Here is a 25,622-nt window from a genome sequence, read left to right on the forward strand (position 1 = left end):
GGTCAGAGTATCCCGCGCGACGACACCGCCCGGCTAGCCCAAGACCATCGGGACGTCGGTGCCGCTGGCGTGCAGTACGACCGCGCCGTCCCTGGCCGTCACCTCGTCGAGGTGCATCCCGTCGACGAGCACGGGCACCTCGAACTCGATGCCGATCGCCGTGGAGAGCTGCGAGACGACATACGTCGGGATGTCGATCCCCGCCGCACTCGCGCCCTGCACGTCGAGGTGCGCCATGGTGCCCTGCACGATCACCATCGCATCGATACTCAGCTCGATCTGCTGACCGAGGACCTCGAAGCTCGTTGTGAGCCTGGCCACCTCGTCGGTGATGCCCTCGATGGTGATGGGCAGCCCGGTCAGGTGCTCGAGGGACTCCTCGGAGATGTCGATCGCGACGCGCGCTTCGCCGACGGTGGCGTCGCTGACGTCGCCCGAGAGCGCATCGCGCAACGGCAGCTGGACATCGCGCAGGTCCAGCCGCACGTCGACCTCGTCGAGCTGGTCGGCGTCCACGCCCTGCCCGGAGATCTGCACCCTGTCGTAGCTGCCCGCGACGGCCTGCGTGAGCAGCGGAAACCCGTGGATGGTCACATCAGGCTCGGCGCTGGTACCGAGTCGGGAGTGCAGCTCGCCGGCGATACGTGAGGCCGCGACGGACGCCGCGACCCGGTCGGCGATCACCAGCAGCGCGAGCAGGACGATGACCGACACGATCACGATGCGTAGCCCTCGTCCCCGGCGTCCGAGGTCAGGCGAGGCGGGATGAGTCATCGGGGCCATTCTGCCCCGGTGCCGGCCCCGGCGCCGAGCGGGCACGCCCGCGGGTCACCGCGGAGCCATCTCACATTCGCGGCGCCGTTACTTGCCGCCGGCCGACACTTAGACTGATCCCCTGAAATTCCGGGCTGGAGGCGATGTGCAGATCACGATGATGACGCGCGCCAGCCAGCCGCCGGGTGAGATCCTGCCAGCGCTCGGGCTGCTGCCGCACGCCGTCCGCGCCGTCTCACCCGACCCCGGGGCTCTGATCGACCACGACTGCGGAGACGCCGTGCTCGTGGATGCCCGTCTGGATCTCGCCGGTGCCCGCACCCTCACCCGGTTGCTGTCCACCACCGGCGTCTCCGCGCCCCTGCTGGTGATCGTCTCCGAAGGCGGATTGGTCGCGATGTCGGCGGAGTGGGGCTGCGACGACTTCATCCTCGCCAGTGCGGGCCCCGCAGAGGTCGAGGCGCGGTTGCGCTTCGCGGTCACCCGCCGGGAGGCGGTCAGCGAGGACGACCTGCAGGTGGTCACCCGGGGAGACCTCACGATCGAGGAGGACTCCTACGCGGCGCGCATCAAGGGCCGCTCCCTCGACCTGACCTACAAGGAGTTCGAGCTGCTGAAGTTCCTCGCCCAGCACCCCGGGCGGGTCTTCTCCCGCGCGCAGCTGCTCGCCGAGGTGTGGGGCTACGACTACTTCGGCGGCACCCGCACGGTCGACGTGCACGTCCGGCGGCTGCGCGCCAAGCTCGGCAACGAGCACGAGGCGCTGATCGGGACCGTGCGCAATGTGGGGTACAAGTTCGTCTCGCCTTCCGAGTCGCGTTCGACCGACACGTCGACCCCACAGCACTCCACGACGTAGGGTCGATGGGGTGAGCAGCCCCGTCGAATGCACCGCCCTCGCGCTCCTGGACTCCACGATGCGCGGCGTCGTCCGCGCCCTGGTGCAGCGGGCCACCGATCACGACGCCGTCGCCCCGATCTCCGAGCATCAGCTCCTCCGGCTCGGCGCAGACAACCCGGCAGGTCGATGGCAGCATCTGCTCGCCCGACGTGGCGAGTCCGTGGTCGGGTATGCGATCGCCGACCGCGACGCCGCCGAGGCCGAGATCGTCGTCGACCCGGACGCGCGGCGGACCGGGGTCGGGGCGGCGCTGCTCCGGGAGATCGACCGGGCGGTGCCATCGGACGTCGTCCGGATCTGGGCGCACGGCAACCTCGAGGCGGCTCAGGCATTCGCGCGAAGCAGCGGCGCGAGCGCCGAACGGACCCTGTGGCAGCTGCGCCGTCCGCTCGCTGCCCCGCTCCCACCGATGACGCTGCCCGAGCAGCTGGCATTACGGACCTTCGATGCCGCACGCGACGAGCAGGCCTGGGTGCAGTTGAACGCCGCAGCTTTCGCCGATCACCCCGAGCAGGGCTCATGGACGGTCGCGGACCTTCGCGATCGCGAACGCGAGGAGTGGTTCGACGCCGGCGGCTTCCTCATCGCCGAGACGACCGCGCCGTACGGCGACCTGCAGCCCGGCGAGCTCGCCGGGTTCCACTGGACGAAGATCCACGGACCCACGACCGCCGAGCTCGCTGCCGACCCGGACGCGGCCAGCCGGGCACTGGGTGAGGTGTACGTCGTGGGGGTGAGCCCACGCGCGCAGGGCGGGGGGCTCGGCAAAGCACTGACGATCGCGGGTCTTGAGCACCTTCGCGGCAAGAGGATCCCGACGGTGCTGCTGTACGTCGATGACGACAACGCCCCGGCGATGGCGCTATATCGCCGACTCGGGTTCGGTGAGCACGCCGTCGACGTCCAGTATCGGCACTCGCCGCACGGTTGAAAGCAGGTCCTCATGCGCGCCCACCCACTCAGTCCGATCGTCGCCGCGGCGGCAGCGCTTTTGCTCAGTGCATGCTCAGGCGCCGATTCCGCGGACCCTGCCGGCTCGGCCGACTCTGGAGGATCCGCATCTGCCTCCGATAGCCCGGCTGGTGTCGCGTCGGCGCTCGAGCGGATCAGTGTGGACGCCCGCGGCGGGGGCCTGTACGTCGAGTACGGCAACACCGCCATGCTCACCGAGCTCGCCGACGAGGACCCTGACACGTGGCAGTCTCTGATCGGCTACGGGCTGTCCGCGCTCGCTCCCGTGGCCAACGGCGAGACCGTCCTCGGCATGGACCTGAGTGCGGCGGACTACGCCCTTTCCGTCGGCCTACCGCCTGCCCGCCTGATGCTCCTCTCCGGCGGGCAGGACGGCGAGGCCGTGACCGAGGCCGCCGAGCAGCTTGGCTACTCCGGCGATCCCGTGCTCAGCCAGGAGATGGACGTAACGGTCAAGGTGACGATCACCGTTCATTCGCTGGTCACCCTCGGGGAGGACGTCGCGCTGGCCGGTCCGGAGGCCGAGGTCCAATGGGCCGATTCGGACGGCGAGAGCATGATGGACGACGAGTCCGTCGCAGCGCTGGCCCGGTGCCTCGGCGATCCCGCTGCGGCGCAGATCCTCGATGTCGACGGGACCGATGTGGGCACAGCGATCAGCTCCGACGGCACCGAGACCGAGTCGGTGCTGTGCGTTGCCGGCGACCAGGACCGGGCCGAGGCGATCATCGAGGAGATCGAGTCCGGGACGACGCTCAATGGCGTCCCGCACTCCGACTACTTCACGGCCGCCGCGGCCGAGGTGAGCGACGGGATGGTCCGCGTCGTCCTCCAGAACGCCCCCGGCCTACCCCCGAACCGGATCTTCGCGCTCGCCGAGCAGCGCGATCTCCCGCTCGGCTGACAGAGCGTCGTTCATCCGCTCGTTACCGTAATACCCTCGTGTGCTTTGGCTCACGACAGGGCAAGTTCACGCAGCGTTCACCGATCGCGGCTCGGTGCTTCACCTTGTCTCCCTACCTTGCTGATGGGTGCCGCGACCGACCGCGGCGCAATGCCCACAATCCGGGCTTCGGCAACGACGCCCCCTCGCTCCGAGGACACACGAACCCCAGAAGGGAACATGTAGGTGAAGCGCTCACGTACCTACGCTCTCGCCGGCATCGCCGCCGCGAGCTCGCTGCTCCTGTCCGCCTGCTCCGACGACTCGAGCGGCTCCGGCGGCTCGGCCAACGGCGATTCGGGCGGCGGCTCCGACATCGAGTGCGGGTCGGGCGACCTGAACGCCAGCGGCTCGTCCGCTCAGGGCAAGGCCATCGACGCCTGGCAGTCGCAGTTCGCGGCGACCTGCGCCGATGTTGCGATCAACTACGACGCCAGCGGCTCCGGCCAGGGCATCAAGGACTTCATCGCCGGCCAGACCGACATGGCCGGCTCGGACTCCGCGCTCGACGAGGAAGAGGCCACTCAGGCCAACGACCGCTGCGAGAGCGGCCCGGCGATCAACATTCCGCTGGTCATCTCGCCGGTCGCGGTGGTCTACAACGTCGGGGGCGTCGAGGACCTGACCCTGGACGCCGAGACCCTGTCGAAGATCTTCTCGGGCGAGATCACCACCTGGAACGACCCGGCCATCGCCGCCCTCAACGAGGGCGTCGAGCTGCCGGGTACCACGATCGCCACCGTGCACCGCTCGAAGGACTCGGGCACCACCGACAACTTCACCAAGTACCTGGACGCGGCCGGCAACGGCGCGTGGACCTACGGCACCGGCAAGGCCTGGGCTGCACCGGGCGGCCAGGGCGCGCCTGACTCGGCCGGCATCGTGTCGGCGGTCAACGCGACCGACGGCTCGATCTCGTACGTCGATGCACCCGATGCCAAGGCCAACGACCTGAAGACCGTCAAGCTCGACTCCGGCTTCGGCGGCGTCGAGATGAACGACGAGTCGGTCGGCAAGGCCGTCGATGCCGCTGAGCGCGCCGGCGAGGGCAACGACATCAAGCTGGAGATCAACTACGGCCTGAAGGAGGAGGGCGCCTACCCCGCCGTCCTCGTCACCTACGAGATCACCTGCGAGAAGGGCCTGGACGAGGAGAAGGCCAAGAACGTCAAGTCCTTCCTCTCCTACGCCGCGTCGGACGAGGGCCAGGACGTGCTGGCCGAGACCGGCTACTCGAAGCTGCCGGAGGCTCTGCTCGAGGACGTCCGGTCCGCCATCGACGCCATCGGCTAGTCGACTGCACCACGCGCAGTTTCGCTAGCGCGCCGCACGTGGCACAGTTCGAGCCACGTGCGGCGCATTAGCGCGCAGGACCAGCAGCACCCCGCGGCAATCGCCGTCCGACCTCAAGAGCCCCAGGCAAAGGAACCCGATGTCGACCACTGAGACATCAGTCGTCGCGCCAGACGGCGCCGGCGCACCAGCATCACCACCGACCGACCCGTCGCGCCACACATCCAAGGTCCGCGCTGGAGACCGCGTCTTCCGAGGGCTCTCGGCAGGTTCGGGCACCGTCGTCCTGATCATGATGGCGGCGATCGCCTTCTTCCTGATCTACCGCGCGATCGACGCCCTGTCTGCGAACCAGGCGAACTTCCTGACCTACGACGCCTGGCAGCCGGACGCCGAGACTCCGATGTTCGGCATCGCGGCACTCGCCTTCCACACGCTGATCACCTCGATCATCGCGATGATCCTGGCCGTGCCGATCGCGGTCGGCATCGCGCTGTTCATCTCCTTCTACGCACCGCGCCGGGTCGCCACGACCCTCGCCTACCTCGTCGATATCCTCGCCGCGGTGCCCTCCATCGTCTACGGCCTGTGGGGTGTCTTCTTCCTCGCGCCGAACATGTCCGGCCTGGTGATGTGGCTGGACAAGTACCTCGGCTGGACGGTCATCTTCGACTACCGCCCCGAGAACATGCCCAACAACCGCTCGGACTTCACCGCCGGCGTCGTCCTGGCGATCATGATCCTGCCGATCGTCGCCGCGCTCGCCCGCGAGGTCTTCCGGCAGGTCCCGCGCACCAACATCGAGGCGGCGTACGCGCTCGGCGCGACCCGCTGGGAGATGATCAAGATGGCGGTGCTGCCCTTCGGCCGCCCCGGCATCGTCTCGGCCTCGATCCTCGGCCTGGGCCGCGCGCTCGGTGAGACCATGGCCGTGGCCTACATCCTGTCGGCGGCCTACAACATCAACTGGCACATCACCGAGTCCGGCGGCATCACGTTCGCCTCCAACATCGCCTTGAAGTACGGCGAGGCCGACACCATCGGCACGGGCGCACTGATCGCGTCCGGAATGGTGCTGTTCATGATCACCCTGATCGTGAACTCCCTCGCCCAGGCCATCCTGCGCCGAGGAATGGTGAAGCACTGATGAGCACCGCGACCACTCCCCCTGCCTCGCCTTCGCGCGCGAAGCGGACCGACAACGCCCTCGCCGGACGCAAGCTCTCCAAGCCGCTCGTGTGGGCGCTTCCGGTCGCCGTCCTCGCACTGACCTGGCTGCTGTTCCTGATCACCCCCCTCCAGGGGGTCGCCGGGTTCGTCGTCACCGCGCTGCTGCTGTACCTGATCATCCAGACGATCCTCAGCTTCACCGCCGAGGGACCGCGCCAGGCCCGCGACCGCCTCGCGACCACGCTGATCTACGTGTGCTTCGCGCTGGCGATGCTGCCGCTGGTGATGATCATCTGGTACACGATCAGCCGCGGGACCCGCGCGTTGACGATGGACTTCATCACCAGCTCGATGTTCGGCGTCATGTCCTCGGAGTCCGGGGGCGGTGCGACGCACGCGATCTACGGAACGCTGATCGTCTCGCTGATCGCTGCCGCGATCGCGGTGCCGCTGGGCATCTTCACCGCGATCTACCTGGTCGAGTACGGCGGCAAGACCTGGTTCGGCCGCACGGTCTCGTTCTTCGTCGACGTCATGACCGGCGTCCCGTCGATCGTCTCGGGTCTGTTCATCTACGCCTTCTGGCTGCTGACCCTCGGCAACAACCGCACCGCCCTGGCCGGCGCGCTGTCGCTGGTTCTGCTGATGCTGCCGATCGTCGTCCGCTCGACCGAGGAGATGCTCAAGCTGGTCCACGACGACCTGCGGGAGGCCTCGTACGCCCTGGGCGTGCCCAAGTGGCGCACCATCACCAAGATCGTGCTGCCGACGGCGATGTCGGGCATCATCACCGGCGTCATGCTCGGCATCGCCCGCATCATGGGCGAGACCGCGCCGCTGCTGCTGCTGGTCGGCACCAACGTCCGCACGAACTACGACCCCTTCGAGGGTCAGATGGAGACCTTGCCGACATTCGTCAACAAGTACTTCCTCCTCGCTGCCGGCAACTCCGAGTCGGCGAACGCCGACCGCGCGTGGGCGGCAGCGCTGACCTTGATCATCCTGATCATGCTGCTCAACTTCGGCGCGCGGATCATCGCCCGCTACACCGGCGTCAAGCAGAAGTAGTCATCGACCCCCTTCGATAGAAGCAGGAACACATGAGCAAGAGCATCGAGGTCAACGACCTCAACATCTACTACGGCGACTTCCTCGCGGTGCGTGATGTGTCGATGACGATCGCCCCGCGTACCGTCACCGCCCTCATCGGCCCGTCCGGCTGTGGCAAGTCGACCGTGCTTCGCGCCCTCAACCGCATGCACGAGGTCATCCCGGGGGCGTACTGCGAGGGCCAGGTGCTGCTCGACGGCGAGGACATCTACGCCGCGGCCGTCGACCCGGTGAACGTACGCCGCCAGATCGGCATGGTCTTCCAGCGGCCGAATCCCTTCCCCACCATGTCGATCTACGACAACGTCGTGGCCGGCATGAAGCTGCAGGGACGCACCAAGAAGAGCGAGACCGACGAGGTCGTCGAGCGCTCTCTCAAGGGCGCGAACCTCTGGGACGAGGTCAAGGACCGCCTCTCCAAGCCCGGCTCCGGCCTCTCCGGCGGCCAGCAGCAGCGCCTGTGCATCGCGCGCGCGATCGCCGTCCAGCCCGACGTCCTGCTGATGGACGAGCCCTGCTCCGCGCTCGACCCCATCTCGACCCTCGCGATCGAGGACCTGATGAAGGAGCTGAAGGAGAAGTTCACGATCGTCATCGTCACGCACAACATGCAGCAGGCCGCTCGCGTGTCCGACATGACCGGCTTCTTCAACCTGAAGGCGACCGGCGAGCCCGGCGAGCTCGTGGAGTACGACGAGACCTCGAAGATCTTCTCCAACCCGTCGAACAAGCGCACCGAGGACTACATCTCCGGCCGCTTCGGCTGATCGGCTCTCTCCTCCGAGGCCCGCGCCCGGCACCCTGGCGATCCCAGGTGCCGGGCGCGTTCGTTCTGCGGACGCGTACCGTTGAGATGTGTATCGCTTCCTGACCTCGCCACGGTGGATCGCCGGCATCCTCGTCGTGCTCCTGGCCGCTGCGACCATGGTGCGACTCGGGGTCTGGCAGCTCGACCGGATGCACCAGAAGCAGGATCGCAACGCCGCCATCAGCGCCAACCTGGAGGCGACTGCGCAGCCGGCAGCGGAGTTCATTCCCGCGTCGTCCGACCAGCGTCCGGCGCCCGGGAACGAGTGGGCGAAGGTGTCGATCACCGGCAGCTACGACGAGTCGCAGACGATCCTGATCCGCCAGCGCTCCTTCGACGAGGGAGTGGGTTACGAGATCGTGGTGCCCTTCGCAGCCGACGACGGACGCACCTACCTGGTCGACCGCGGGTACGTGGTGGCGACCGCGGGCGCGGAGGTCGCCCCGGAAGTCCCGCCGCCGCCGTCCGGCACGGTCACCGTCACCGGCAATGTCAGGGTGCCGTACGACGCGTCCGCAGCGGCCACCCGCATCGAGTACGTCGGCGCTTATCGGAGTGTGCGCGCTCTCGACCCCGCCGTGCTGTCCGACGAGCTCGGCGCTGAGCTGGCCGGCGGATACCTCACGGTCACGGCCGAGGACCCCACCGACGGAGGTACGGTCGCGGCGATCTCCCGGATCCCGGTTCCCGCGCTGGACGACGGCCCGCATCTGTCGTACGCCGTGCAGTGGTGGCTGTTCGCGCTGCTCACGCTCGGCGGGCTGGTGTACGTCGTCCGCCGCGAGGCGATCGACCGGCTGCTGGCCGAGGAGGACCTGGACGACGGGGACGTCGCCGAAGACGACGACGTCCCCGCTGCCTCGGGCGTCTAGCTACTTCTGGTGCGGGGCCTTGTAGTTCTTGGCCTCCTCGGACTCGGTGAGCTCCTGCTTGACGGCCAGCGCGCCCGGCTTGGACTTGTCGACCACCAGGATGTAGCTCTCCTTGCTACTGGAGGCACCCTCGGTCGAGAAGTCCAGCTTGCCGGTCAGGCCGTCGGACTCCAGGCTGCTGATCTCCGCCTTGGCATCGACCAGACCCTGGCGGGTCATGTCACCGTTCTCGCAGGCGATGTTGAGCACCTCCTCGAACGCCAGGCCCCAGGTGTAGCCCTGCACCGAGCCGATGTTGGGCTCGTCGTCGGACATCTCCTGCACCGCCGCGAGGATCTCGTTGGCCTTCTCGTTGTCGCCGCCGAAGGGCACCACCGAGGACTCCATGTAGTAGTTCTGCAGGGCGGCCTCGACGTTGGCGTCGGTGAGCATGTTGGGGGCGAAGGACGGGTTGTTGCCGATCAGCGGGACCTCCAGACCCTGCGCCTGGGTCTGGACGGCGATGGAGGTGAGCGCTCCCGGCGGAGTGGTGACGGCAATCGCCTTGACGCCCTCGCTCTTCATCTTGGTGACGGTGGCGGTCATGTCGGTGTCGGCAGCGGCGATCGGTGCCTCGACGATCTGGATGTCGTGCTCGGCGGCGTACGCCTTGCTGCCCATCAGCCCGTTCTGGCCGTACTCGGAGTCGACGTAGATGTGGCCGATCTTGTCGCCGTCGGCGATCAACCCCTCCGACTGCAGGAACGCCAGCCCGTTGATCATCTCGACGTCGTAGGTCTGACCGACGATCATCACCTCGGGCGTGTCCAGATTGACCGACGCCCACGCCGCGGTGACGGTGAGCATCTTGTCGGAGACGAGCTTGGACTTCAGCGCCGCGACGATGTGCGATCCGCCGAGGTTGATCATGCCGACGGACTCGTTCTTGGCCGCCTCGTACAGCGGTACCGCGTTGTCGACCTTGTAGGCGGTGTCGCGGATGTCGAGCTTGATCTCGCGGTCGCAGATGCCGCCGTTGGCGTTGACCTCTTCGGCCCACACCTTGGTGCCGTTGACGAAGGCGAGGCTAATCACCTTGAACACGCCGCTGAGGTCGGACAGCTCTAGGAGGGTGATCTCGTCGTCGGTGACGCCGTAGTCAGTCTTCAGCGAGCCATCGCCTCCACCATCTGAGCCTCCTGAGCTCTTGGTGGAGCACCCGGTCACGGCGAGTGCAATTACGGCAGTGGCGGAGACGGCGGCAGTGCTCAACTTGCGCATGGTTTCCCTTTCAACCCGCTGACGATCGGCTCGGTCAGCATTTGACAAGAATGTCAAATTGTTGCGGAGAAGGGAATATCTGGTGCGGGTCAGGCCGGCTCGCAGGGCCTGCGAGCCGACGCGGAGGCAGGTAGGTTCGCAGATGACGTCCAGACCCATTGGAGGCAGCAATGACGAACCCGCTCAAGCGACCGCAGCACCCCGACCCGTACGAGCTCATGCCGAAGACCGGCTCGTTCACCGTGACCAGCGCCGATGTCCGAGATGGCGAGCAGATGGGCCTCGACCAGGTCCACCCGACGGGCAACCCGGACGGCAAGAACACCTCGCCGGCACTGTCCTGGGAGGGCGCTCCCGACGGCACCAAGGGATATGTCGTCACCTGCTTCGATCCCGACGCGCCGACTCCGTGCGGCTTCTGGCACTGGCTGCTGCTCGACCTCCCGGCCGACGTCACCTCCCTGGAGACCGGCGCAGGCTCGGAGGGCGGCAGCCTCCCGCAGGGCGCGTGGCATGCGCGCAACGACTACGGCACGAACGACTTCGGCGGCGCCGCGCCTCCGCAGGGCGACGGTCCGCACCGCTACTACTTCGTCGTCCATGCCCTCGATGTCGAGAAGCTAGACATCCCCAAGGAGGCCTCGGCAGCGTTCGTGAGCTTCAACCTCGCCTATCACACCCTGGCCCGCGCGATCCTGACCCCGACGTACGAGCACTGACCGCTCGCTCCGGCACGGCCTAACCCGATCTGCGGGGCAGTGGAGCGCACTATCGCGCCGATATCGTGCTCCGCTGCCCCGCAGATCCAGGCGCGCGGACGACGCGCGCTAGGACCGGCGCGCCACTGTGGACCGCTTTCGCGCCAGAACCCTAGATGTCCTCGAACGAGCCGCCGCGGCCCTTCCCCGAAGCGAAGCGCTGGGCCCCGTCCAGGCCGTTCGCTTCGAGTGACCGGACGCCGAGCGCGAACTCGTTGCGCATCGCGGCCGGCTCGTCATAGCCCCACTGCTCCAGCACGGACCGGCGATCGTTGCGCATGCACTCCTGCGGCATCCGGGCGATCTGCTTGGCCAGCGCCACGGCCTGCTCGGTCGCCGTCCCGTCGTCCACCAACCGGTTGGCCAGGCCGATCTCGTAGGCCTCCTGACCGTCGACCGGGCGCCCGGTCAGGATCAGGTCGAGGGCGCGGCTCTGCCCGATCAGCCGCGGCAACCGGATCGTGCCGCCGTCGACCAGCGGCACCCCCCACCGCCTGCAGAACACGCCCAGGGTGGCGCTGCGCTCGACGACCCGTAGGTCGCACCAGATCGCCAGCTCCAGACCGCCGGCGACGGCGTTCCCGTGGACCGCCGCGATGACCGGTTTGCGCAAGCGCATCCGGCTGATCCCCATGGGGCCGTCACCTTCTGGCGACATGCGGTTGGCACGATCGGTCCCGATGGCCTTGAGGTTCGCGCCCGCGCAGAATGACGGACCCTCCCCTCGCAGGACGGCGATCGAGGCGTCCTGCGAGGCATCGAAGGCACGCATGGCCTCGGCGAGCTGCGCGGCCATCTGGCCATCGACCGCATTGTGCCGCTCGGGTCGCGCCATCGTGATGATCGCGACCGGCCCGTCGTACTCCACGACGACATCAGCCATTGTTCTGCTCCTTCCATAGCGGCTCGCGCAAGGCGCGGCGCAGGATCTTCCCGACGGCCGACTTCGGGATCTGCTCGGCGAAGAGCACCCGCTTCGGCGCCTTGTGCGGTGCGAGGCGAGCCCTCACGAAGTCGATCAGCTCGCCCTCGCTCGCCTCATGCCCGTCGCGCAGTGCCACGAACGCAGTGACGGCCTCGACCCACTTCTCGTCCGGTGCGCCCACGACGGCGCACTCACCGACAGCGGGATGCTCGCAGAGCACGTCCTCGACCTCGCGCGGATAGACGTTGTAGCCGCCGGTGATGATCATGTCGCTGCGCCGGTCGACGAGGTAGAGGTACCCGCGTTCGTCGATCCGGCCCATGTCGCGGGTGCGCAGCCACCCGTCCGGTGTCGTCATCTCGGCGTTGAGCTCGTCGGCCCGGAAGTAACCGGCCATCCGGAAGGGTGCATCGAGCTGGATCTCACCCACCTCACCCGGGGCGACGGGGTTCCCGTCGTCGTCCGCGATCCGCAGGTCGGCGTCCACCGCGGGCTGCCCGCACGCGCCCCACAGCGACTCGTCGTCGTGGTCGGCCGCGCTGAGCACCGCGATGCACAGCGGGGCCTCGCTCTGCCCGTAGTACTGGGTGAGGATCGGACCCCACGCCTCGCGGGCGCGGCGCAGCACCGCAGGCGGCATCGGGCTCGCGCCGTAGATGACCTGCCGCACCGAGGACAGGTCGGCCTCGGCCGCGGCAGGTGAGTTCACGAGCATCCCGATCATCGTGGGCACGAGGTTGAGCTCCGTGGCGCGGTACCGGCGTACGGCGTCCAGGTAGCCCTGCGGTTCGAACCCTGACAGGACGGCGGAAGCGCCACCGCGTATCCAGTACGGCAGCACGAACGTGCCGCTGGCGTGAATCAGCGATGCGGCGTGCAGCATCACGCTATCCGGGCCCGGATCGACCAGGTTCGACAGGATGTTGGTCGTGATGGCACCGAAGGAGCCGTGCGTGTGGACGACGGCCTTCAGGACGCCGGTGGTGCCGGAGGTGTACAGCTGCAGGCAGGGGTCCTCGGGCGAGATCTGGACATCCGGCTCAGGGGCCGGCTCGTCGAGCCGATCGAGCAGGTCGCGCTCGTCGGCGTCGTCCGTCACACCCAGGCCCGCCAGACGCAGGCCTGGTCGCCGCGTCGCCAGCTCGCGGGCGCGCTCGGCGAGCGCTGCGTCGTGGACCAGCACGCTGCAGTCGGCCTCGTCGATCATCCGCGCGTGCTCTTCCAGAGATAGGCGAGCATTCAGCGGCACCCGCACGATCCCGGACTTCATCGTGGCGAAGTCGATCGGTATGGACCACAGGCCGTTGCCGACGAGCAGCGCCACCCGCTCGCCCTTGGCGACCCCCATCTCAGCGAAGGCGGCCGAGATGCGGTTCGCTGCCTGATCGACCTCCTTGAAGGTCATCGTCTGGTCCTCGAAGTACACCGCCGTACGGTCTGGGAACTGAGCTGCACCTCGTCTGATGAGGCTCACCGCGATCGCCATGCTTGCGCCTTTCGTTAATCCGACCGTTTGGTCTGTTTAACTGGAATGGCAAGATCATCGCGTGCAGACCAGAGCCCGTCAAGAGCGTTCCGAGCGAACCCGTGCCGCGATCGTGGACGCGGCTACGGGCTGTCTCGTGCGCTATGGCTTCCGCGGGACCACCATGGAGCGAATCCAACGAGAGGCCGGCGTGTCCCGTGGTGCGCTGACCCATCACTTCGGTTCGATGCCGGACCTGCTGCTGGCGGCCATCGAGGAAATCGCACACCGTCACGGCGAGGAGATCGAGCGCACGATCGCGGCGGCCAGCCAGGCCGACCCCACCGAGGTTCTCGTCGATGCACTGCACAAGATGATGCATCGTCCGGTTTTCCTGGCCGGGCTGGAGCTTTGGGCCGCCGCCCGCACGGACCCAGTGATGCAGCCGGCGCTGGCGCAGAGCGCTCGATCGGCCAGCGAACGCCTCCGCGCGGCCGTCACAACGGCGCTCGATCCTGGCTTGTCGCCCGCTCAGCAGTCACTGGTCTACGACGGCCTGATGGCGATGCTTCGAGGTCTGGCGCTCGGGTCGGTCATTCGTGATCGCCCCGATCGAGAGCGCGAGATCCTGCGGTTGTGGCTCCGGCAGTTCCGCGCCGCCGGGCCGGGCAAGGCCAGCGAGTACTGAGGCGGGCGACGACCTGCTGCATGAGAATCTCGCTACATCCGCCACGAGATCGCACAGGATCGCGCTGACCCGCCTCAGCCCGTAGCCGCGGGCACGCCGTCGGGTTTCACCGCCCAGGCGCGGTCGTTGTGCTGATCGAAATGCCGATGTAGCCGGCGGCTCCGGTTACCGCCACCCGCATCGAATCGGTCACTCGCCCAGAGTAGACCGCAGCCAGACCGCAAGGAGCCCGATGCCCACCGCCACGGTGAGCGAGGCGAGCGTGCCGATGATGAACCGCTCGCTGGCGCCGGCCTGCTCCTTCAGCTCGGGATACCGCCCCAGCCCCTTGATCGCGACAACGAACGCGATCAAGGTGGGTTGGTCGGCCAGAACCGCGCCGGTGACGGCGATCCGCTCCAGGATGCCGATCCACAGGCCACCCCGAAGCAGCGGCTCGGGCTGGTCGGAGGCCTTGTCGGCCGTGAGGACCGGCACCTGCCGGCCCTGCGCGTCGGGCTCGTACGACGGCTTGGTGACCTCAGGCGCCTTGGCCAGCCGCAGGACGCCGACCGTCACCGCCCACCCCAGAAGCACCGAGGCGATCAGGGCCGCGAGCAGGATGCCGACATGCGCCCCAGCACTCATCTACTCGCTCCGTTCATCGGCCTCGCTCAGCAGTCGCGCGAGCAGAGGATATACGTCGAGCACGACATCCTCGGATGATGTGAGCAGGGATTTCGAGACCGCCTGCACGGTGATGCCGAGCGCCGCAGCGGCGGCGGCGCGATCCGCAGCCTGCCGGACGGCGTCGATGACCCGCCACTGCGCCGGCTTGCGCCGCTGCAGCACGACGCCCACGACCCGCATCAGCGCCTCGATCTCGCTGCCTCGGGCATCGGGCACGCCCGCGTGAAGGGCGAGCTTGACGGGCGTGGACTTCTTCGCGTCCTCGACGGCCTCTCGGGCGCGGACGAGCGCCGGCCCGCGCGCGGCCCGCACCGACGTCGGCAGGGGTAGCTCCACGGGCCCGATCCCCACGCCGATCGACCAGTCTGGCGAGCGCATGGTGCGCTCGATCGCGTCGATCACCGCGTCCGCGTCGCAGAGGAGGCCCTGCACCTCGTCGCCTGCGGTGCGCTCGAAGGGCAGGCAAGCGTCCACCTCAGCGAGCAGCCGCAGAAGCCCAGGGACCTGGTCGGAGTGCGTCTGCGACCCGCGTTGATCGATCGTGACCGCGAACATATCCGCAGATGCTACCATTTTCGGTTGAATCGCAGGAACTAAACCATAATCAGTTGTTAGTTGGCGCATGGTCGCCGCCGAGGAGCCGCTCGGCGACCCGTTCGAGGGCGGCCACCCGGCTGCCCTTCACGAGGACGGCGTCCCCCTCGCCCAGTGCTCCTAGGATCTCCAGCGCGCTGTCCACATCGAGCGCATGGGTGGCAGCAGTCCCGTAGTCGGCAGCATCGACGGCGATGACGGTGACGCCGGCGCCGGCAGCACGATCGGCGATCTCACGATGCGCGCGCGCCGCGTCGTCCCCCAGCTCGGCCATCACCCCGACCACCGCGAACCGCCTCCGGGCCCTCATCGACAGCAGGGCGTCCAGGCCGGCGTTCATGGACGTCGGATTGGCGTTGTAGGCGTCGTTGAGCACCAGCGCCCCCGACGGCGCGCGCTCCAGCTGCATCCGCAGACCCGAGATCTCCGCCTCGGTCAGCCCGGCGGCGATCCGCTCGAACGGCACGCCTACCCCGCCCGCTGCGGCGGCCGCGGCTAGCGCGTTGAACAGCTGGTGCTCGCCACGTACGGCCAGCTGCAGATCCGCGCTGCCCCAGGGGGTCTGCAGGGTGAACGCCGGCCGCAGCGTCTCGTCGAGGACGACGTTGGCTGCCGTCACGTCGGCGCCGACCGACCGGCCGAAGGTCAGGACGTCGGCGCGCGTACGGGAGGCCATCGCGGACACGACCTCCTGGTCGGCGCTGAGCACGGCCAGGCCGGAGTGCGGTAGCGCCTCCACGAGCTCGCCCTTGGCCTGCGCGACGGCGTCGACGGTGCCGAATAGCTCCATGTGGGCATCACCGACATAGGTGACGATGCCGACGGTGGGCTGAGCGATCGAGCACAGCAGCTCGATGTGCCCGATCCCGCGGGCCCCCATCTCGACGACCGCGGCCTCGGCGTCGTCCGGCGCGTTGAGCAAGGTCAGCGGGAGGCCCAGCTCGTTGTTGAACGAACGCTCATTGGCGGCGGTGGTGTACGTCGTCCGCAGCACCGCTGCGAGCAAGTCCTTGGTCGAGGTCTTGCCGACCGAGCCGGTGACGCCGATGACGCGCTCCGGCAGCCGGGCACGCGCTGCCCGCCCGAGGTCCATCAAGGCCTGAGCGGTGTCGCCCACCCGCACGACGGGTGCATCGACGTTCTCCACTGGCCGACTCGCGAGATAGGCCGCCGCTCCCGACTCGATCGCCCCTGGCACGAAGTCGTGGCCGTCGCGCTCGGCGACGATCGGCACGAACAGCTGCCCGCGGCCGACCGAACGGGAGTCGATGCTCGCCCCGCTCGCCTCGACGTCCGCTCCGACGAGCTCGCCGGAGGTGGCTTGGGCAATGTCGCTGGTGGTGAATCGCACCCACCGACGATACGAGATCGGCAGGTCCCAGCCCCGTAGGGTTGAGCGTATGCCGAGCAAGATCCACGACCGCGTCCGTCTCGTCGTCCTCTTCGGGGGAATCTCCGCCGAGCACGACGTCAGCTGCACCTCCGCCGCGCACCTGCTGGCAGCAGCCGACAAGGACGCCTATGAGCTCGTGCCGGTCGGCATCACCCGCGAGGGTCAGTGGTTCCGCCAGGACGCCGCGATCGCGGCGCTGGAGGCAGGTGCGCCGCTACCGAACGCGCTCGAGCCGACCGGGACGCCGGTCAACGCTGTGGAGGTTCTCGCCGCGGGCGAGGGCGCGCAGACGGTGGTCCTGCCGCTGCTGCACGGCCCGCACGGCGAGGACGGCACCATGCAGGGGCTGCTCGAGCTGGCCAACGTTCCGTACGTCGGCTCGCCGGTGCTCGGCTCGGCGGTCGCGATGGATAAGGCGATGGCCAAGACCGTCGCGGCGTCCGCCGGCATCCCCCAGGGCGCCTGGCTGGAGTACCGCGACGGTGCCGGGCAGTCCGTCGAGCAGCTGGCCCACCAGGCGGACGCCGAGCTCGACTACCCGATCTTCGTCAAGCCGGCCAACATGGGCTCGTCGGTCGGCATCAGCAAGGTCACCGAGGCCGGGCAGCTGGTCCCGGCAATCACGAAGGCGCTGCAGTACGACGAGGTGCTGGTGCTCGAGTCCGGCGTCCTCGGTCGCGAGATCGAGGTCGGCGTCCTCGGCGACCTCGACATCGACGCCTCTTTGCCGGGCGAGATCCTCCCCGGCGCCGACTTCTACGACTACGACGACAAGTACGTCACCGGCGGGGCTGTCCTGTCGATCCCCGCCGAGCTCAGCGGCGAGCAGGTGGCCGAGGTGCAGGAGCTCGCCAAGCGGGTGTTCCGCGCCTACCGGCTCAGCGGCCTGGCGCGCATCGACTTCTTCTACGACGAGGGCACGGCCGACCGACCCGGCGCTGGTTGGCTGCTGAACGAGGCGAACACGCTCCCGGGATTCACGCCGTACTCCATGTACCCGAAGGTGTGGGAGGCGAGCGGCCTACGCTACGCCGAGCTGATCGATCGGCTAGTCGACATCGCGATCAAGCGGCACGCGCGCCGGGCCGCCATCTCCACCCAACGCTGACAGGATGCAGGATTGACGGGTTAGCGGCCGAGCTTGGCGTACTTCGCCTCGGTCGCTTCCTTCTGCGGCTTCCACCACCACTCGTTCTCGCGGAACCACTCCACGGTGGCCTCCAGACCGGAGCGCAGCGTCTGGTACTTCGGCGCCCAGCCCAGCTCGGTGCGGATCTTGGTCGAGTCGATCGCGTAGCGCAGGTCGTGTCCCGGACGGTCGGGCACGAAGTCGAAGGCGTCGGCCGGCTGGCCCATGACGTCGAGCAGCTCGGTGAGGATCTCCTTGTTCTGCCGCTCCTCGCCTGAGCCGATCAGGTAGGTCTCCCCGATGCGGCCTTTCTCCAGAATGAGCAGGACAGCGGCGTTGTGATCGTCGACGTGCGTCCACTCGCGCACGTTCACGCCGGCGCCGTACAGCTTGGGGCGCTGGCCGGTGAGGATGTTCGTGATCTGCCGCGGCAGGAACTTCTCCACGTGGTGGTACGGGCCGTAGTTGTTCGCGCAGTTCGACAGCGTCGCCTCGAGCCCGAACGAGCGAATCCAGGCCCGCACCAGGTGGTCGGAGGCCGCCTTCGAGGCGGAGTACGGCGACGACGGGTCGTACGGCGTGTCCTCGCGGAACTTCTCGGGCGAGTCAAGCTCGAGGTCGCCGAACACCTCGTCGGTCGAGATGTGGTGCAGACGCTTGCCGTGCTTGCGGCACGCCTCCAGGATCGAGAAGGTGCCGAGGATGTTGCTGTTGATGAACGGCGACGGGTCGTCGAGGGAGTTGTCGACGTGCGACTCGGCCGCGAAGTGGACGACGAGGTCGGTGTCGGCAACTAGCTTGTCCATCAGTTGGCGGTCGGCGATGTCGCCGTGCACGAAGCTGATCTTCTCCTCGAAGGTCTTCATGTTGTCACGGTTGCCGGCGTAAGTCAGCGCGTCGATGACCGTGATGTCGAGGCCGGGATCGTGCTGCAGCGCCTGGATGACGAAGTTCGCGCCGATGAAGCCGGCGGCTCCCGTGACGAGCATGCGGGTCATGGATGAGGTGCCTTCCGATGGGGATCGTGCCAGAGCTTCAGGCTAGCGCGCCGAGGCCGCTGGATCGGGCACGACGGACTGTGAGTCTGGCCTGACCGTGGTCGCAGGGCACCCACGCGCGGCGCGGCCCGCTGTGGATGTCGCCGGACGAACGTGAGCGCGTTTACGTCCGTCTTCGTCGCGCGTAGGCGATGAGCGGATCGGCGATCAGGGCGGCGACAGAGTACCTGTTGATCATCAGCCCCGATCGTTGCTCGCGCACGATCGGCAGCAGATTTGCACGCGAGCACCGTGCCTCGGAGGTTCACATCCGCGCAGCGGCTGAAGGCGTCCGCGTCGATCGAATGGTCGACGCCGACGATCCTGGCCCCATCGTGCGCGAAGAGCGCCGCCGTCGCGCGGCCGTTGCCGATAGTTTCGCCAGGTGTCTGACCGGCCCCATGACGAGGACTACCCGACCGTGCAGCCTGCCCTCGTACGTTATTCATCCACCTCCGTTGACGGTCCTAGTCGTCGAAGCTGGTGTCCTCGTCGAACCAGGTGACCGACCGGCGGGCGAACTCTTGCGGCTCGAGGCGTTCGGCGCCTTCCGGGAGCGCTCCGACCACCGGCACGCCGGCGGCCGCACCGAGGAACTGCCGGGCTTCGGTGTACTTCGTCTCGTCGGTGGGCGCCGCGTCGAGGACCAGCCCGCTGGGCTCGATGTGCCGCTCGCGCAGCGCGTCCACCATCTCGACCGCATCGTCGGTGGAGCGGCCGCACGCGACGTGCAGGACCAGGTCGATGTCGGCGTCCTCGATCGCCTCGCACAGCGAGTACACGAAACCGGCGTCCGTGACGTCCGGATATAGATAGACGATCATCAATTCGAACTCGCGGAGCAGCCCGTCGACGGTCGTGGCGAAGGCCGGGATGTCGATATCGGCGGTCTGGATGGCCCCGAGGGTCACGCGCGCGCCACGCGACCCGGCCGCCGCTGCCATACCGGCTGCAATGACGTTGGGGCGACCGCCACCCGGGGCGACGAGGATGGGAGTCATGGCCCCATCGTGCCACCCGGTGCCCCGAGCAGCGCGGCCGGTGGAATCTCCGCGGACGGGGCGCAACCATCCGATCGGCCGGCGCGTCCGAGGGTTACCATTCTTGCGCCCTGACGCGAAGGAACGCACGTGCAGAACGAGCTGATCGCTGGCCGCTACCGGCTCGACCGCCCTATCGGACGGGGCGGCATGGGCACCGTATGGCTGTGCCGCGACGAGGTCCTCGACCGCGATGTCGCGATCAAGCAGATCGGCGCACTGCCGGGCGAGGACGGCGACGGCGCCGCGCGGGCCCGCCGTGAGGCCCGGCTCGCCGCCTCGCTCAACCACCCGAACGCCGTCTCGATCTACGACGTCATCGAGCACGACGGCAAGCCCTGGCTGGTGATGGAGTACGTCCCGGCCAAGAATCTCTCGCAGATCATCAAGGAGCGCGGCACCCTCCCGCCGTCCGAGATCGCGGCAATCGCCGCGCAGATCGCCAAGGCGCTGGCGGCGGCCCACCAGCTGGGCATCGTGCACCGCGACGTCAAGCCCAGCAACATCCTGGTCGACGAACTGGGCACCGCGAAGATCACCGACTTCGGGATCGCCAAGGGCAACGCCGACCCCCAGCTCACCAGGACCGGCATGATGGCCGGCACCCCCGCCTATTTCGCGCCTGAGCTCGCCCGCGGCCGGACGCCCGCGCCGCCGTCCGACGTGTGGGCGTTGGGTGCCACGATCTTCCACGCCCTCGAGGGCCAACCGCCCTACGGCCTGGATGAGAACACCATCGCGATGCTCTACCGGATCGGCGTCGAGCAGCCCGCTCAGCCGCGCCACGCCGGTCCGTTGGCCCCAGCACTCCGGCACCTGCTCGACACCGACGTGAATAGCCGCTGGACCATGGCGATGGCCGCCGACAAGCTGCGTGAGCTCGCCGACCCGCGCGGCAACATCTCACTGTCGGAGGCCACCTCGCAGCCCACGGTCCTGGAGACCCCGCCGACGGGCCAAGTCGATCCGCGGCAGCACAGCCGGCCGACGGCCACGAACGCCGCTTTCGGCGGACCGCTCACGCCGCCGCCCGGCGCAGGGCAGTACCCGACGACCGGTAGCCAGTATCCCTGGACCGGCGCCCAGTACCCGCCGACAGGAGCTCAGTACCCGGCGACCGGCGGGCACTTTCCGCCGACCGGTGCTCAGCAGGCGACGTACGCCGGGGCGGACGTCGGCAGCTACCAGCCGGAGCGCAAGAAGCGCGGACCACTCATCGCCGCGATCGCGACCGCCGCGGCCGTCGTCCTCGCCCTGACTCTGGTGCTGGTCCTGCGTGAACCCGACGATGAGTCCGCCCAGGCCGGCAGCGCCACGTCGACCACGCAGTCCGAGCAGGCGCCATCGTCGTCCGATGCTCCCGAGACGCACAGCGTGCCGCCGACCTCCGAGACCCCGGCGCAATCAGCCCCGGGCCAGGCCACGCCGTCCACCACGACGACGCCCTCTCCCGAGCCCACGACGACCGACAGTGCCACCGACGACGCGGCGACGGCAGAGACCGAGATGGCCCTCGCTGTCCAGCAGTACTACGAGCTGCTGCCGGAAGGCTACGAGTCGGCGTACGAGAATTATCTGACCGGCGGCATCAAGAAGAACTACGAGTCGTACGTCGCGTTCTGGCAGTCCGTGATCAGCGTCAGCTGCGGGGACTACGTGGCCGACGCGGCGACGTCGACGGTCTCGATGTACTGCCATTACGAGACCACTGACGAGTACATCGAGCAGGTACAGACCGTCACCATGACCCTGCAAGGCGACCTCTGGTACATCAGCGCGATGAGCGTCTCGAAGGACACCGTCCTCACGACCCCCAAGTAGCCACGCCCGGCGGGCCCGCGGCGCTCGTGCGAGACTCGTGCGCATGAGCGATCCCGTGCTGCGCCCCATCCCTCGCGACGAGCTGACCGACGATCAACGACCGTTGTACGACGCGATCCTCGGCGGCCGGCAGGGCATCAACACCCTCACTCCGCTGACCGACGCGGACGGCGCGCTGCTCGGGCCGTTCGACCCGATCCTGCGCAGCCCTGCCGTCGGACAGGCAATCTCGCAGCTCGGACTGGCGCTGCGCAACGAGACCAGTCTGCCTCGAGCCGTGACCGAGACCGCGATCCTGGCGGTCGCGGTGCGCTGGGCTGCCCGGTTCGAGTGGTACGCGCACGCCGCGATCGTGCGGGACGCCGGACTGATCGACGAGGACGACCTCAGCGCCATCGCCGAGGGCCGCGAGCCGTCCGACTCGCAGACCGCGCTCGCGTGGCGGACGGCGCACGCAGTGTTGGACGGCGATCGCCTACCCAGCGAGCTGTCGGCGGCGGCCGTGCAGGAGTGGGGTGAGCGGGGGCTGGTCGAGCTGTGTGCGATGGTCGGCCACTACACACATCTGGCACTTCTGCTGCGCTCGCTGGGTATCGAGCCGCCAGTGTGACGCCGCGCCCACCGCGAACAACGCCCACCCGAGGACACCCGCCACTAGAGTGGAAACGCGGCAGGTCAGCCGGCCTGCTCACGCCGAGGAGCTGGCGCTGCGCCACCGGCGCGAGCGCCGACTGAGGAGGCCCACTGATGTTCGGTAGCAAGAAGGGCGGAGACTCCGACCGCCACGATCCCACCCGCGACAGCTCTCGCGGCCCCGATCTCGATCCTGCCTTCCAGGACCCGCAGCCCACGCTCGCGGAGGAGATCCGCAGCGGCGACCTCCCACCGGTCGACGGCCGGGACCAGAACGCCGGCGGCGCGAGCGCCTTCGGCCCGAGCGAGCGCACCCGCGACGGCAGCCAGGTCCGCCACGACGGCGTGGGCCCGACCGACTACAGCGACGAGCCGACTCGCACCTTCTCCGCCGCCCGTGGTGAGGACGCCGTGGATGTTGACCGGACCGCGATGATGCCGGCAACCGACGCTCCGGTGGCCGACGATCGGTACGGCGACTCCCGGTACGGCGACTCCCGGTACGGCGACAGCCAGTACGGCGACGCTCCGCAGGGCGACTCGCGGTACGACGACTCGCACTACGTCTCGGCGGCGCGCTATGACACCCGCCCGGAGGAGCGGTTCGCCACCGGGACGCCGGCGGCCGCAGGGACGGCTGGCGCGGCGGCGGTCGATCGTAACCGGGACGGCGTCCCGGACGCGGCCGAGGACGAAGGCGTTGCCAAGCACGGCTTCCACATCCCGAAGATCGGCGGCTGGCTACTGGGCCTGGTCCGCATCCTGATTGGATGGCAGTTCCTGTGGGCCTTCCTCGACAAGACCTTCGGCCTGGGCTTCGGTACGCCGAGCGACCGGGCCTGGATCAACGGCGGCAGCCCGACCCAGGGCTACCTCACCGGCGCCGCGAACGACCCCAACAATCCGTTCCAGTCGGTCTGGCAGTTTTTCCTCGACCAGGCCTGGTCGGACTGGCTGTTCATGGCCGGCCTGCTCGGCATCGGCATCGTGCTGATGCTCGGCCTGGGCAAGGTCCTCACCTGGGTGGCTGCCCTCTCGGGCGCCGTCCTGCTGCTGATGATGTACATGGCTGCCTGGCCAGCCGGTCACAGCCGCGGCGCCGTCGGCGCCGAGGGCCAGGCCGCGACCAACCCGTTCCTGGACGACCACCTGCTCAACGCGATCCTGCTGCTGGCGCTCGCCGCCTGCAACGCCGCCGCCTACCTCGGGCTCGCGAAGGCCTGGCGCACCCGCCGCGCCGTCCGCCAGGACTGACGCGCACTCGCCTCTCCGTTTCTGCGGGGCAGAGGGGCACGCTACTCACCCGAGAGCGTGTCTCACTGCCCCGCAGAAGCGTCTCTAGCGGAGGGTGAGGCCGCCGTCCACGACGAGCGAGGCGCCGCTGATGTACGACGCGGCGTCCGAGGCCATGAAGATCGTCGCGTTCACTAGCTCGTCGACATTGCCGAGGCGCCCGATCGGCGCCAGGTCGGAGACGTACTTGAGGTACTCCTGCTCCTGCTGGTCGGTCATCTCAGTCGGGAAGTAACCCGGCTGAATGGCGTTCACGCGGATGTTCTTGCGGCCGGTGAGCTGGACCGCGAGATCACGGGTGAGGCCGAGGACGGCGGCCTTGCTCGAGGTGTACGCCGCCTGGGGCAGGCCACCCGACCAGATCGCCATGATGCTGGAGATATTGACGATGTTCCCGCCGTCCTTCATGCGGCGCACGGCGCTCTGGCTCATCCAGTAGACGCCGTTGAGGTTGACATCGATGACCGAGGCGAACTGCTCAGGGGTCTCCTTGGTCATCGGGACGGCGGTGCCCAGCCCGGCGTTGTTGACCAGGACGTCGATCCGGCCAAGCTCGTCGAGAGCCGTCTGGGCGAAATTTTCGCAGTCCTCCGGCTTGGTGGTGTCGGCCTGGACGACGACGCAGCGACGTCCGGTCTGCTCCACGGCCGCAGCGGTCTGCTCCAGCTTCTCGACACGACGTGCGCAGATGCCGATGTCGGCGCCCTGCTCGGCGAAGGCGACAGCCATCGCGGCGCCGAGGCCGGACGACGCTCCGGTGATGAGGACGACCTTGTCGTCGAAACGGGTCTGCTGCGCGAATGAAGTCATGCCCGGAATCCTAAATCCCGGGCGTCACCAGGTGACGGGCAGCGACTCCAGGCCGAAGACGATCGAGAACATCCGGTAGGCGGCCTCGTCTGGATCCTCGGCGTGGGCGAGGTCCGGGAAGCGGCGGAACAGCTCGGGGATCGCGACCTTCATCTCCATCCGGCCCAGCTCGGCCCCGACGCAGCGGTGGATGCCGTACCCGAAAGCCAGGTGTGAGGTGGTGCCGCGGTCGATCCGGAAGGTGTCGGCGTCCGGCGTGAGCGCCTCGTCGCGGTTAGCCGCAGCCAGCGAGACGAGCGCGAGCTCACCGCGCTTGATGACGTGCCCGCCGATCTCGACGTCCTCCTTGGCCAGCCGGGGGAAGCCGATCTGGACGACGGTCATGTAGCGCAGCAGCTCATCGATGATCTCCTGCGCCTGCTTCTCGTCCGAGTCGATGATGGCGCGCACGTGCTCGGGGTTGCGCATGAGGTGGTGCGCGCCGAGCGCGATCATCGCGGCGGTGGTCTCATGCCCGCCGGTGAGAATGCCGTCGGCGAGGCCGGCGAGCTCGACGTCGTCGATCTCGTCGCCGTGCTCGGCGATGATCTGGCCGATCAGCCCGTCGTTGGGTTCCTCGCGAATCTTGGCGACCAACCCGCGCAGGTACTTCAGCGACTCGCCGATCTCGCCAAGGGAGTCGCCGAGGTCGCCGGTGAAGTTGAACCGGTCAGCGCTGTGGTCGGTGAACTCGTCGCGGTCCTCGTAGGGGACGCCGAGCAGCTCGCAGATCACAAGGGCCGGAATCGGGACGGCGTACAGCTCGACGAGGTCGGCGCCGGGTCCGGCTGCCTCAAGCGCGTCGAGCCGCTCACGGATGATCCGCGCGATCATCGGCTCCAAGCGGCGCAGCCGGCGCATCGTGAACTCGGGGGTAACGATCCTCCGCAGCCGGGTGTGATCCGGCGGATCGAGCAGTCCCAGGCCACCCGGGGCCTGGTTCATCAGCTCCGTGAGCTCACCGGCTTCGGTGAGCTTGGTGAAGTCGTTTGAGAAGCGCTGGTGATCACCGAGCACCGCCTTGGCGTCGTCGTACCGCGTGATCAGCCAGGCGTTCACATTCATGCCCTCGGGCAGCTCGAGCTTCGCGACGGGGGCCTCGGTACGCAGGGCGCCGAGCTCGAACGCGGGGCTCACACCCTCGCGCAGCAGCGGCAGGACGAAGTTGACTTCGGCGGTCATGGACCAGCTCCAATGCCAGGTGGTGTTTCTTGCCGTTCTCGAC

25 protein-coding genes are annotated in these 25,622 nt (G+C 68.4%); 14 read left to right on the forward strand and 11 right to left on the reverse strand.

What is annotated here, in order from left to right; all coding sequences use genetic code 11:
• Positions 1-33 precede the first annotated feature (33 nt).
• On the reverse strand, positions 34-774 hold the full coding sequence (locus DAA40_RS05450) for a DUF2993 domain-containing protein (RefSeq protein WP_158716251.1): 741 nt from the start codon (positions 772-774) through the stop codon (positions 34-36).
• A gap of 145 nt (positions 775-919) precedes the next feature.
• Here DAA40_RS05450 and DAA40_RS05455 point away from each other — a divergent pair, with 145 nt between their 5' ends.
• The 8 genes from DAA40_RS05455 (at position 920) to DAA40_RS05490 (ending at position 8,843) form a co-directional block, all read left to right on the forward strand.
• Positions 920-1,633 carry a response regulator transcription factor gene (locus DAA40_RS05455; protein WP_304529198.1) on the forward strand — a complete coding sequence of 238 codons (714 nt, stop codon included), beginning with the start codon at positions 920-922 and terminating at the stop codon, positions 1,631-1,633.
• 10 nt (positions 1,634-1,643) lie between these two features.
• Positions 1,644-2,606: a mycothiol synthase gene (gene mshD, locus DAA40_RS05460; RefSeq protein ID WP_199849528.1), complete on the forward strand. Its 963-nt coding sequence runs from the start codon at positions 1,644-1,646 to the stop codon at positions 2,604-2,606.
• Positions 2,607-2,786: 180 nt separating this feature from the next.
• A complete protein-coding gene (locus DAA40_RS05465) occupies positions 2,787-3,551 on the forward strand; it encodes a hypothetical protein (protein WP_106848637.1) in 765 nt (254 codons plus the stop codon).
• 225 nt (positions 3,552-3,776) lie between these two features.
• The gene (gene pstS / locus DAA40_RS05470) at positions 3,777-4,883 is read left to right on the forward strand and encodes a phosphate ABC transporter substrate-binding protein PstS (protein ID WP_106848638.1); all 1,107 of its coding nucleotides are present in this window, start codon (positions 3,777-3,779) and stop codon (positions 4,881-4,883) included.
• 139 nt (positions 4,884-5,022) lie between these two features.
• A complete protein-coding gene (pstC, locus tag DAA40_RS05475; protein WP_106848639.1) occupies positions 5,023-6,030 on the forward strand; it encodes a phosphate ABC transporter permease subunit PstC in 1,008 nt (335 codons plus the stop codon).
• Positions 6,030-7,121 (forward strand): phosphate ABC transporter permease PstA, encoded by a 1,092-nt coding sequence (gene pstA, locus DAA40_RS05480; RefSeq protein WP_106848640.1) that lies wholly within the window; start codon positions 6,030-6,032, stop codon positions 7,119-7,121. The genes pstC and pstA overlap by 1 nt, the downstream gene beginning before the upstream one ends.
• A gap of 32 nt (positions 7,122-7,153) precedes the next feature.
• Positions 7,154-7,930 (forward strand): phosphate ABC transporter ATP-binding protein PstB, encoded by a 777-nt coding sequence (gene pstB, locus DAA40_RS05485; protein WP_106848641.1) that lies wholly within the window; start codon positions 7,154-7,156, stop codon positions 7,928-7,930.
• Positions 7,931-8,018: 88 nt separating this feature from the next.
• A complete protein-coding gene (locus tag DAA40_RS05490; protein WP_106848642.1) occupies positions 8,019-8,843 on the forward strand; it encodes an SURF1 family protein in 825 nt (274 codons plus the stop codon).
• Here DAA40_RS05490 and DAA40_RS05495 read toward each other — a convergent pair whose 3' ends face one another.
• A complete protein-coding gene (locus DAA40_RS05495; RefSeq protein ID WP_158716252.1) occupies positions 8,844-10,094 on the reverse strand; it encodes an ABC transporter substrate-binding protein in 1,251 nt (416 codons plus the stop codon).
• A 179-nt stretch (positions 10,095-10,273) separates the two neighbouring features.
• On the opposite strand from DAA40_RS05495, the gene DAA40_RS05500 reads away from it, so the two are divergent.
• Entirely contained in the window at positions 10,274-10,822 is a 549-nt protein-coding gene (locus DAA40_RS05500) for a YbhB/YbcL family Raf kinase inhibitor-like protein (protein WP_106848644.1), read from the forward strand.
• A 151-nt stretch (positions 10,823-10,973) separates the two neighbouring features.
• Here the strand turns inward: DAA40_RS05500 and DAA40_RS05505 are convergent, their stop codons facing one another.
• Positions 10,974-11,744, reverse strand: a complete 771-nt coding sequence (locus DAA40_RS05505) for a crotonase/enoyl-CoA hydratase family protein (RefSeq protein WP_106848645.1) — start codon at positions 11,742-11,744, stop codon at positions 10,974-10,976.
• Positions 11,737-13,272: a class I adenylate-forming enzyme family protein gene (locus tag DAA40_RS05510; protein ID WP_106848646.1), complete on the reverse strand. Its 1,536-nt coding sequence runs from the start codon at positions 13,270-13,272 to the stop codon at positions 11,737-11,739. The genes DAA40_RS05505 and DAA40_RS05510 overlap by 8 nt, the downstream gene beginning before the upstream one ends.
• A 61-nt stretch (positions 13,273-13,333) precedes the next feature.
• Here DAA40_RS05510 and DAA40_RS05515 point away from each other — a divergent pair, with 61 nt between their 5' ends.
• Entirely contained in the window at positions 13,334-13,939 is a 606-nt protein-coding gene (locus DAA40_RS05515) for a TetR/AcrR family transcriptional regulator (RefSeq protein ID WP_106848647.1), read from the forward strand.
• A 189-nt stretch (positions 13,940-14,128) separates the two neighbouring features.
• On the opposite strand, the gene DAA40_RS05520 is transcribed toward DAA40_RS05515, so the two are convergent.
• Genes DAA40_RS05520 through murF form a run of 3 tightly spaced genes read right to left on the reverse strand, consistent with a single transcriptional unit; the run spans position 14,129 to position 16,553 of the window.
• A complete protein-coding gene (locus DAA40_RS05520) occupies positions 14,129-14,566 on the reverse strand; it encodes a hypothetical protein (RefSeq protein WP_106848648.1) in 438 nt (145 codons plus the stop codon).
• Entirely contained in the window at positions 14,567-15,163 is a 597-nt protein-coding gene (locus tag DAA40_RS05525) for a hypothetical protein (protein WP_106848649.1), read from the reverse strand.
• Between the two features lie 49 nt (positions 15,164-15,212).
• Positions 15,213-16,553, reverse strand: a complete 1,341-nt coding sequence (murF, locus tag DAA40_RS05530) for a UDP-N-acetylmuramoyl-tripeptide--D-alanyl-D-alanine ligase (RefSeq protein ID WP_106848650.1) — start codon at positions 16,551-16,553, stop codon at positions 15,213-15,215.
• Positions 16,554-16,602: 49 nt separating this feature from the next.
• Between murF and DAA40_RS05535 the strand changes: the two genes are divergently transcribed.
• Entirely contained in the window at positions 16,603-17,703 is a 1,101-nt protein-coding gene (locus DAA40_RS05535) for a D-alanine--D-alanine ligase family protein (protein ID WP_106848651.1), read from the forward strand.
• A gap of 20 nt (positions 17,704-17,723) precedes the next feature.
• Here DAA40_RS05535 and rfbB read toward each other — a convergent pair whose 3' ends face one another.
• Together rfbB and DAA40_RS05550 are read right to left on the reverse strand one after the other, a co-directional pair.
• The gene (rfbB, locus tag DAA40_RS05540; RefSeq protein ID WP_199849529.1) at positions 17,724-18,722 is read right to left on the reverse strand and encodes a dTDP-glucose 4,6-dehydratase; all 999 of its coding nucleotides are present in this window, start codon (positions 18,720-18,722) and stop codon (positions 17,724-17,726) included.
• 506 nt (positions 18,723-19,228) lie between these two features.
• Complete coding sequence (locus DAA40_RS05550; protein WP_106848653.1) at positions 19,229-19,762, reverse strand: hypothetical protein; 534 nt, start codon at positions 19,760-19,762, stop codon at positions 19,229-19,231.
• A gap of 129 nt (positions 19,763-19,891) precedes the next feature.
• Between DAA40_RS05550 and DAA40_RS05555 the strand changes: the two genes are divergently transcribed.
• From DAA40_RS05555 to DAA40_RS05565, 3 genes are all read left to right on the forward strand, one after another.
• A complete protein-coding gene (locus DAA40_RS05555) occupies positions 19,892-21,622 on the forward strand; it encodes a serine/threonine-protein kinase (protein WP_106848654.1) in 1,731 nt (576 codons plus the stop codon).
• Positions 21,623-21,665: 43 nt separating this feature from the next.
• Positions 21,666-22,232 (forward strand): carboxymuconolactone decarboxylase family protein, encoded by a 567-nt coding sequence (locus DAA40_RS05560; RefSeq protein ID WP_106848655.1) that lies wholly within the window; start codon positions 21,666-21,668, stop codon positions 22,230-22,232.
• 137 nt (positions 22,233-22,369) lie between these two features.
• Positions 22,370-23,509 (forward strand): DoxX family protein, encoded by a 1,140-nt coding sequence (locus DAA40_RS05565; RefSeq protein WP_106848656.1) that lies wholly within the window; start codon positions 22,370-22,372, stop codon positions 23,507-23,509.
• A gap of 84 nt (positions 23,510-23,593) precedes the next feature.
• Here the strand turns inward: DAA40_RS05565 and DAA40_RS05570 are convergent, their stop codons facing one another.
• Together DAA40_RS05570 and DAA40_RS05575 are read right to left on the reverse strand one after the other, a co-directional pair.
• A complete protein-coding gene (locus DAA40_RS05570; RefSeq protein WP_106848657.1) occupies positions 23,594-24,358 on the reverse strand; it encodes an SDR family NAD(P)-dependent oxidoreductase in 765 nt (254 codons plus the stop codon).
• 24 nt (positions 24,359-24,382) lie between these two features.
• Positions 24,383-25,579 carry a cytochrome P450 gene (locus DAA40_RS05575; protein ID WP_106848658.1) on the reverse strand — a complete coding sequence of 399 codons (1,197 nt, stop codon included), beginning with the start codon at positions 25,577-25,579 and terminating at the stop codon, positions 24,383-24,385.
• Between the last annotated feature and the right edge of the window lie 43 nt (positions 25,580-25,622).

Origin of the sequence: Blastococcus sp. Marseille-P5729, assembly GCF_900292035.1 — a bacterium.
Classification (GTDB): Bacteria; Actinomycetota; Actinomycetes; order Mycobacteriales; family Antricoccaceae; genus Cumulibacter.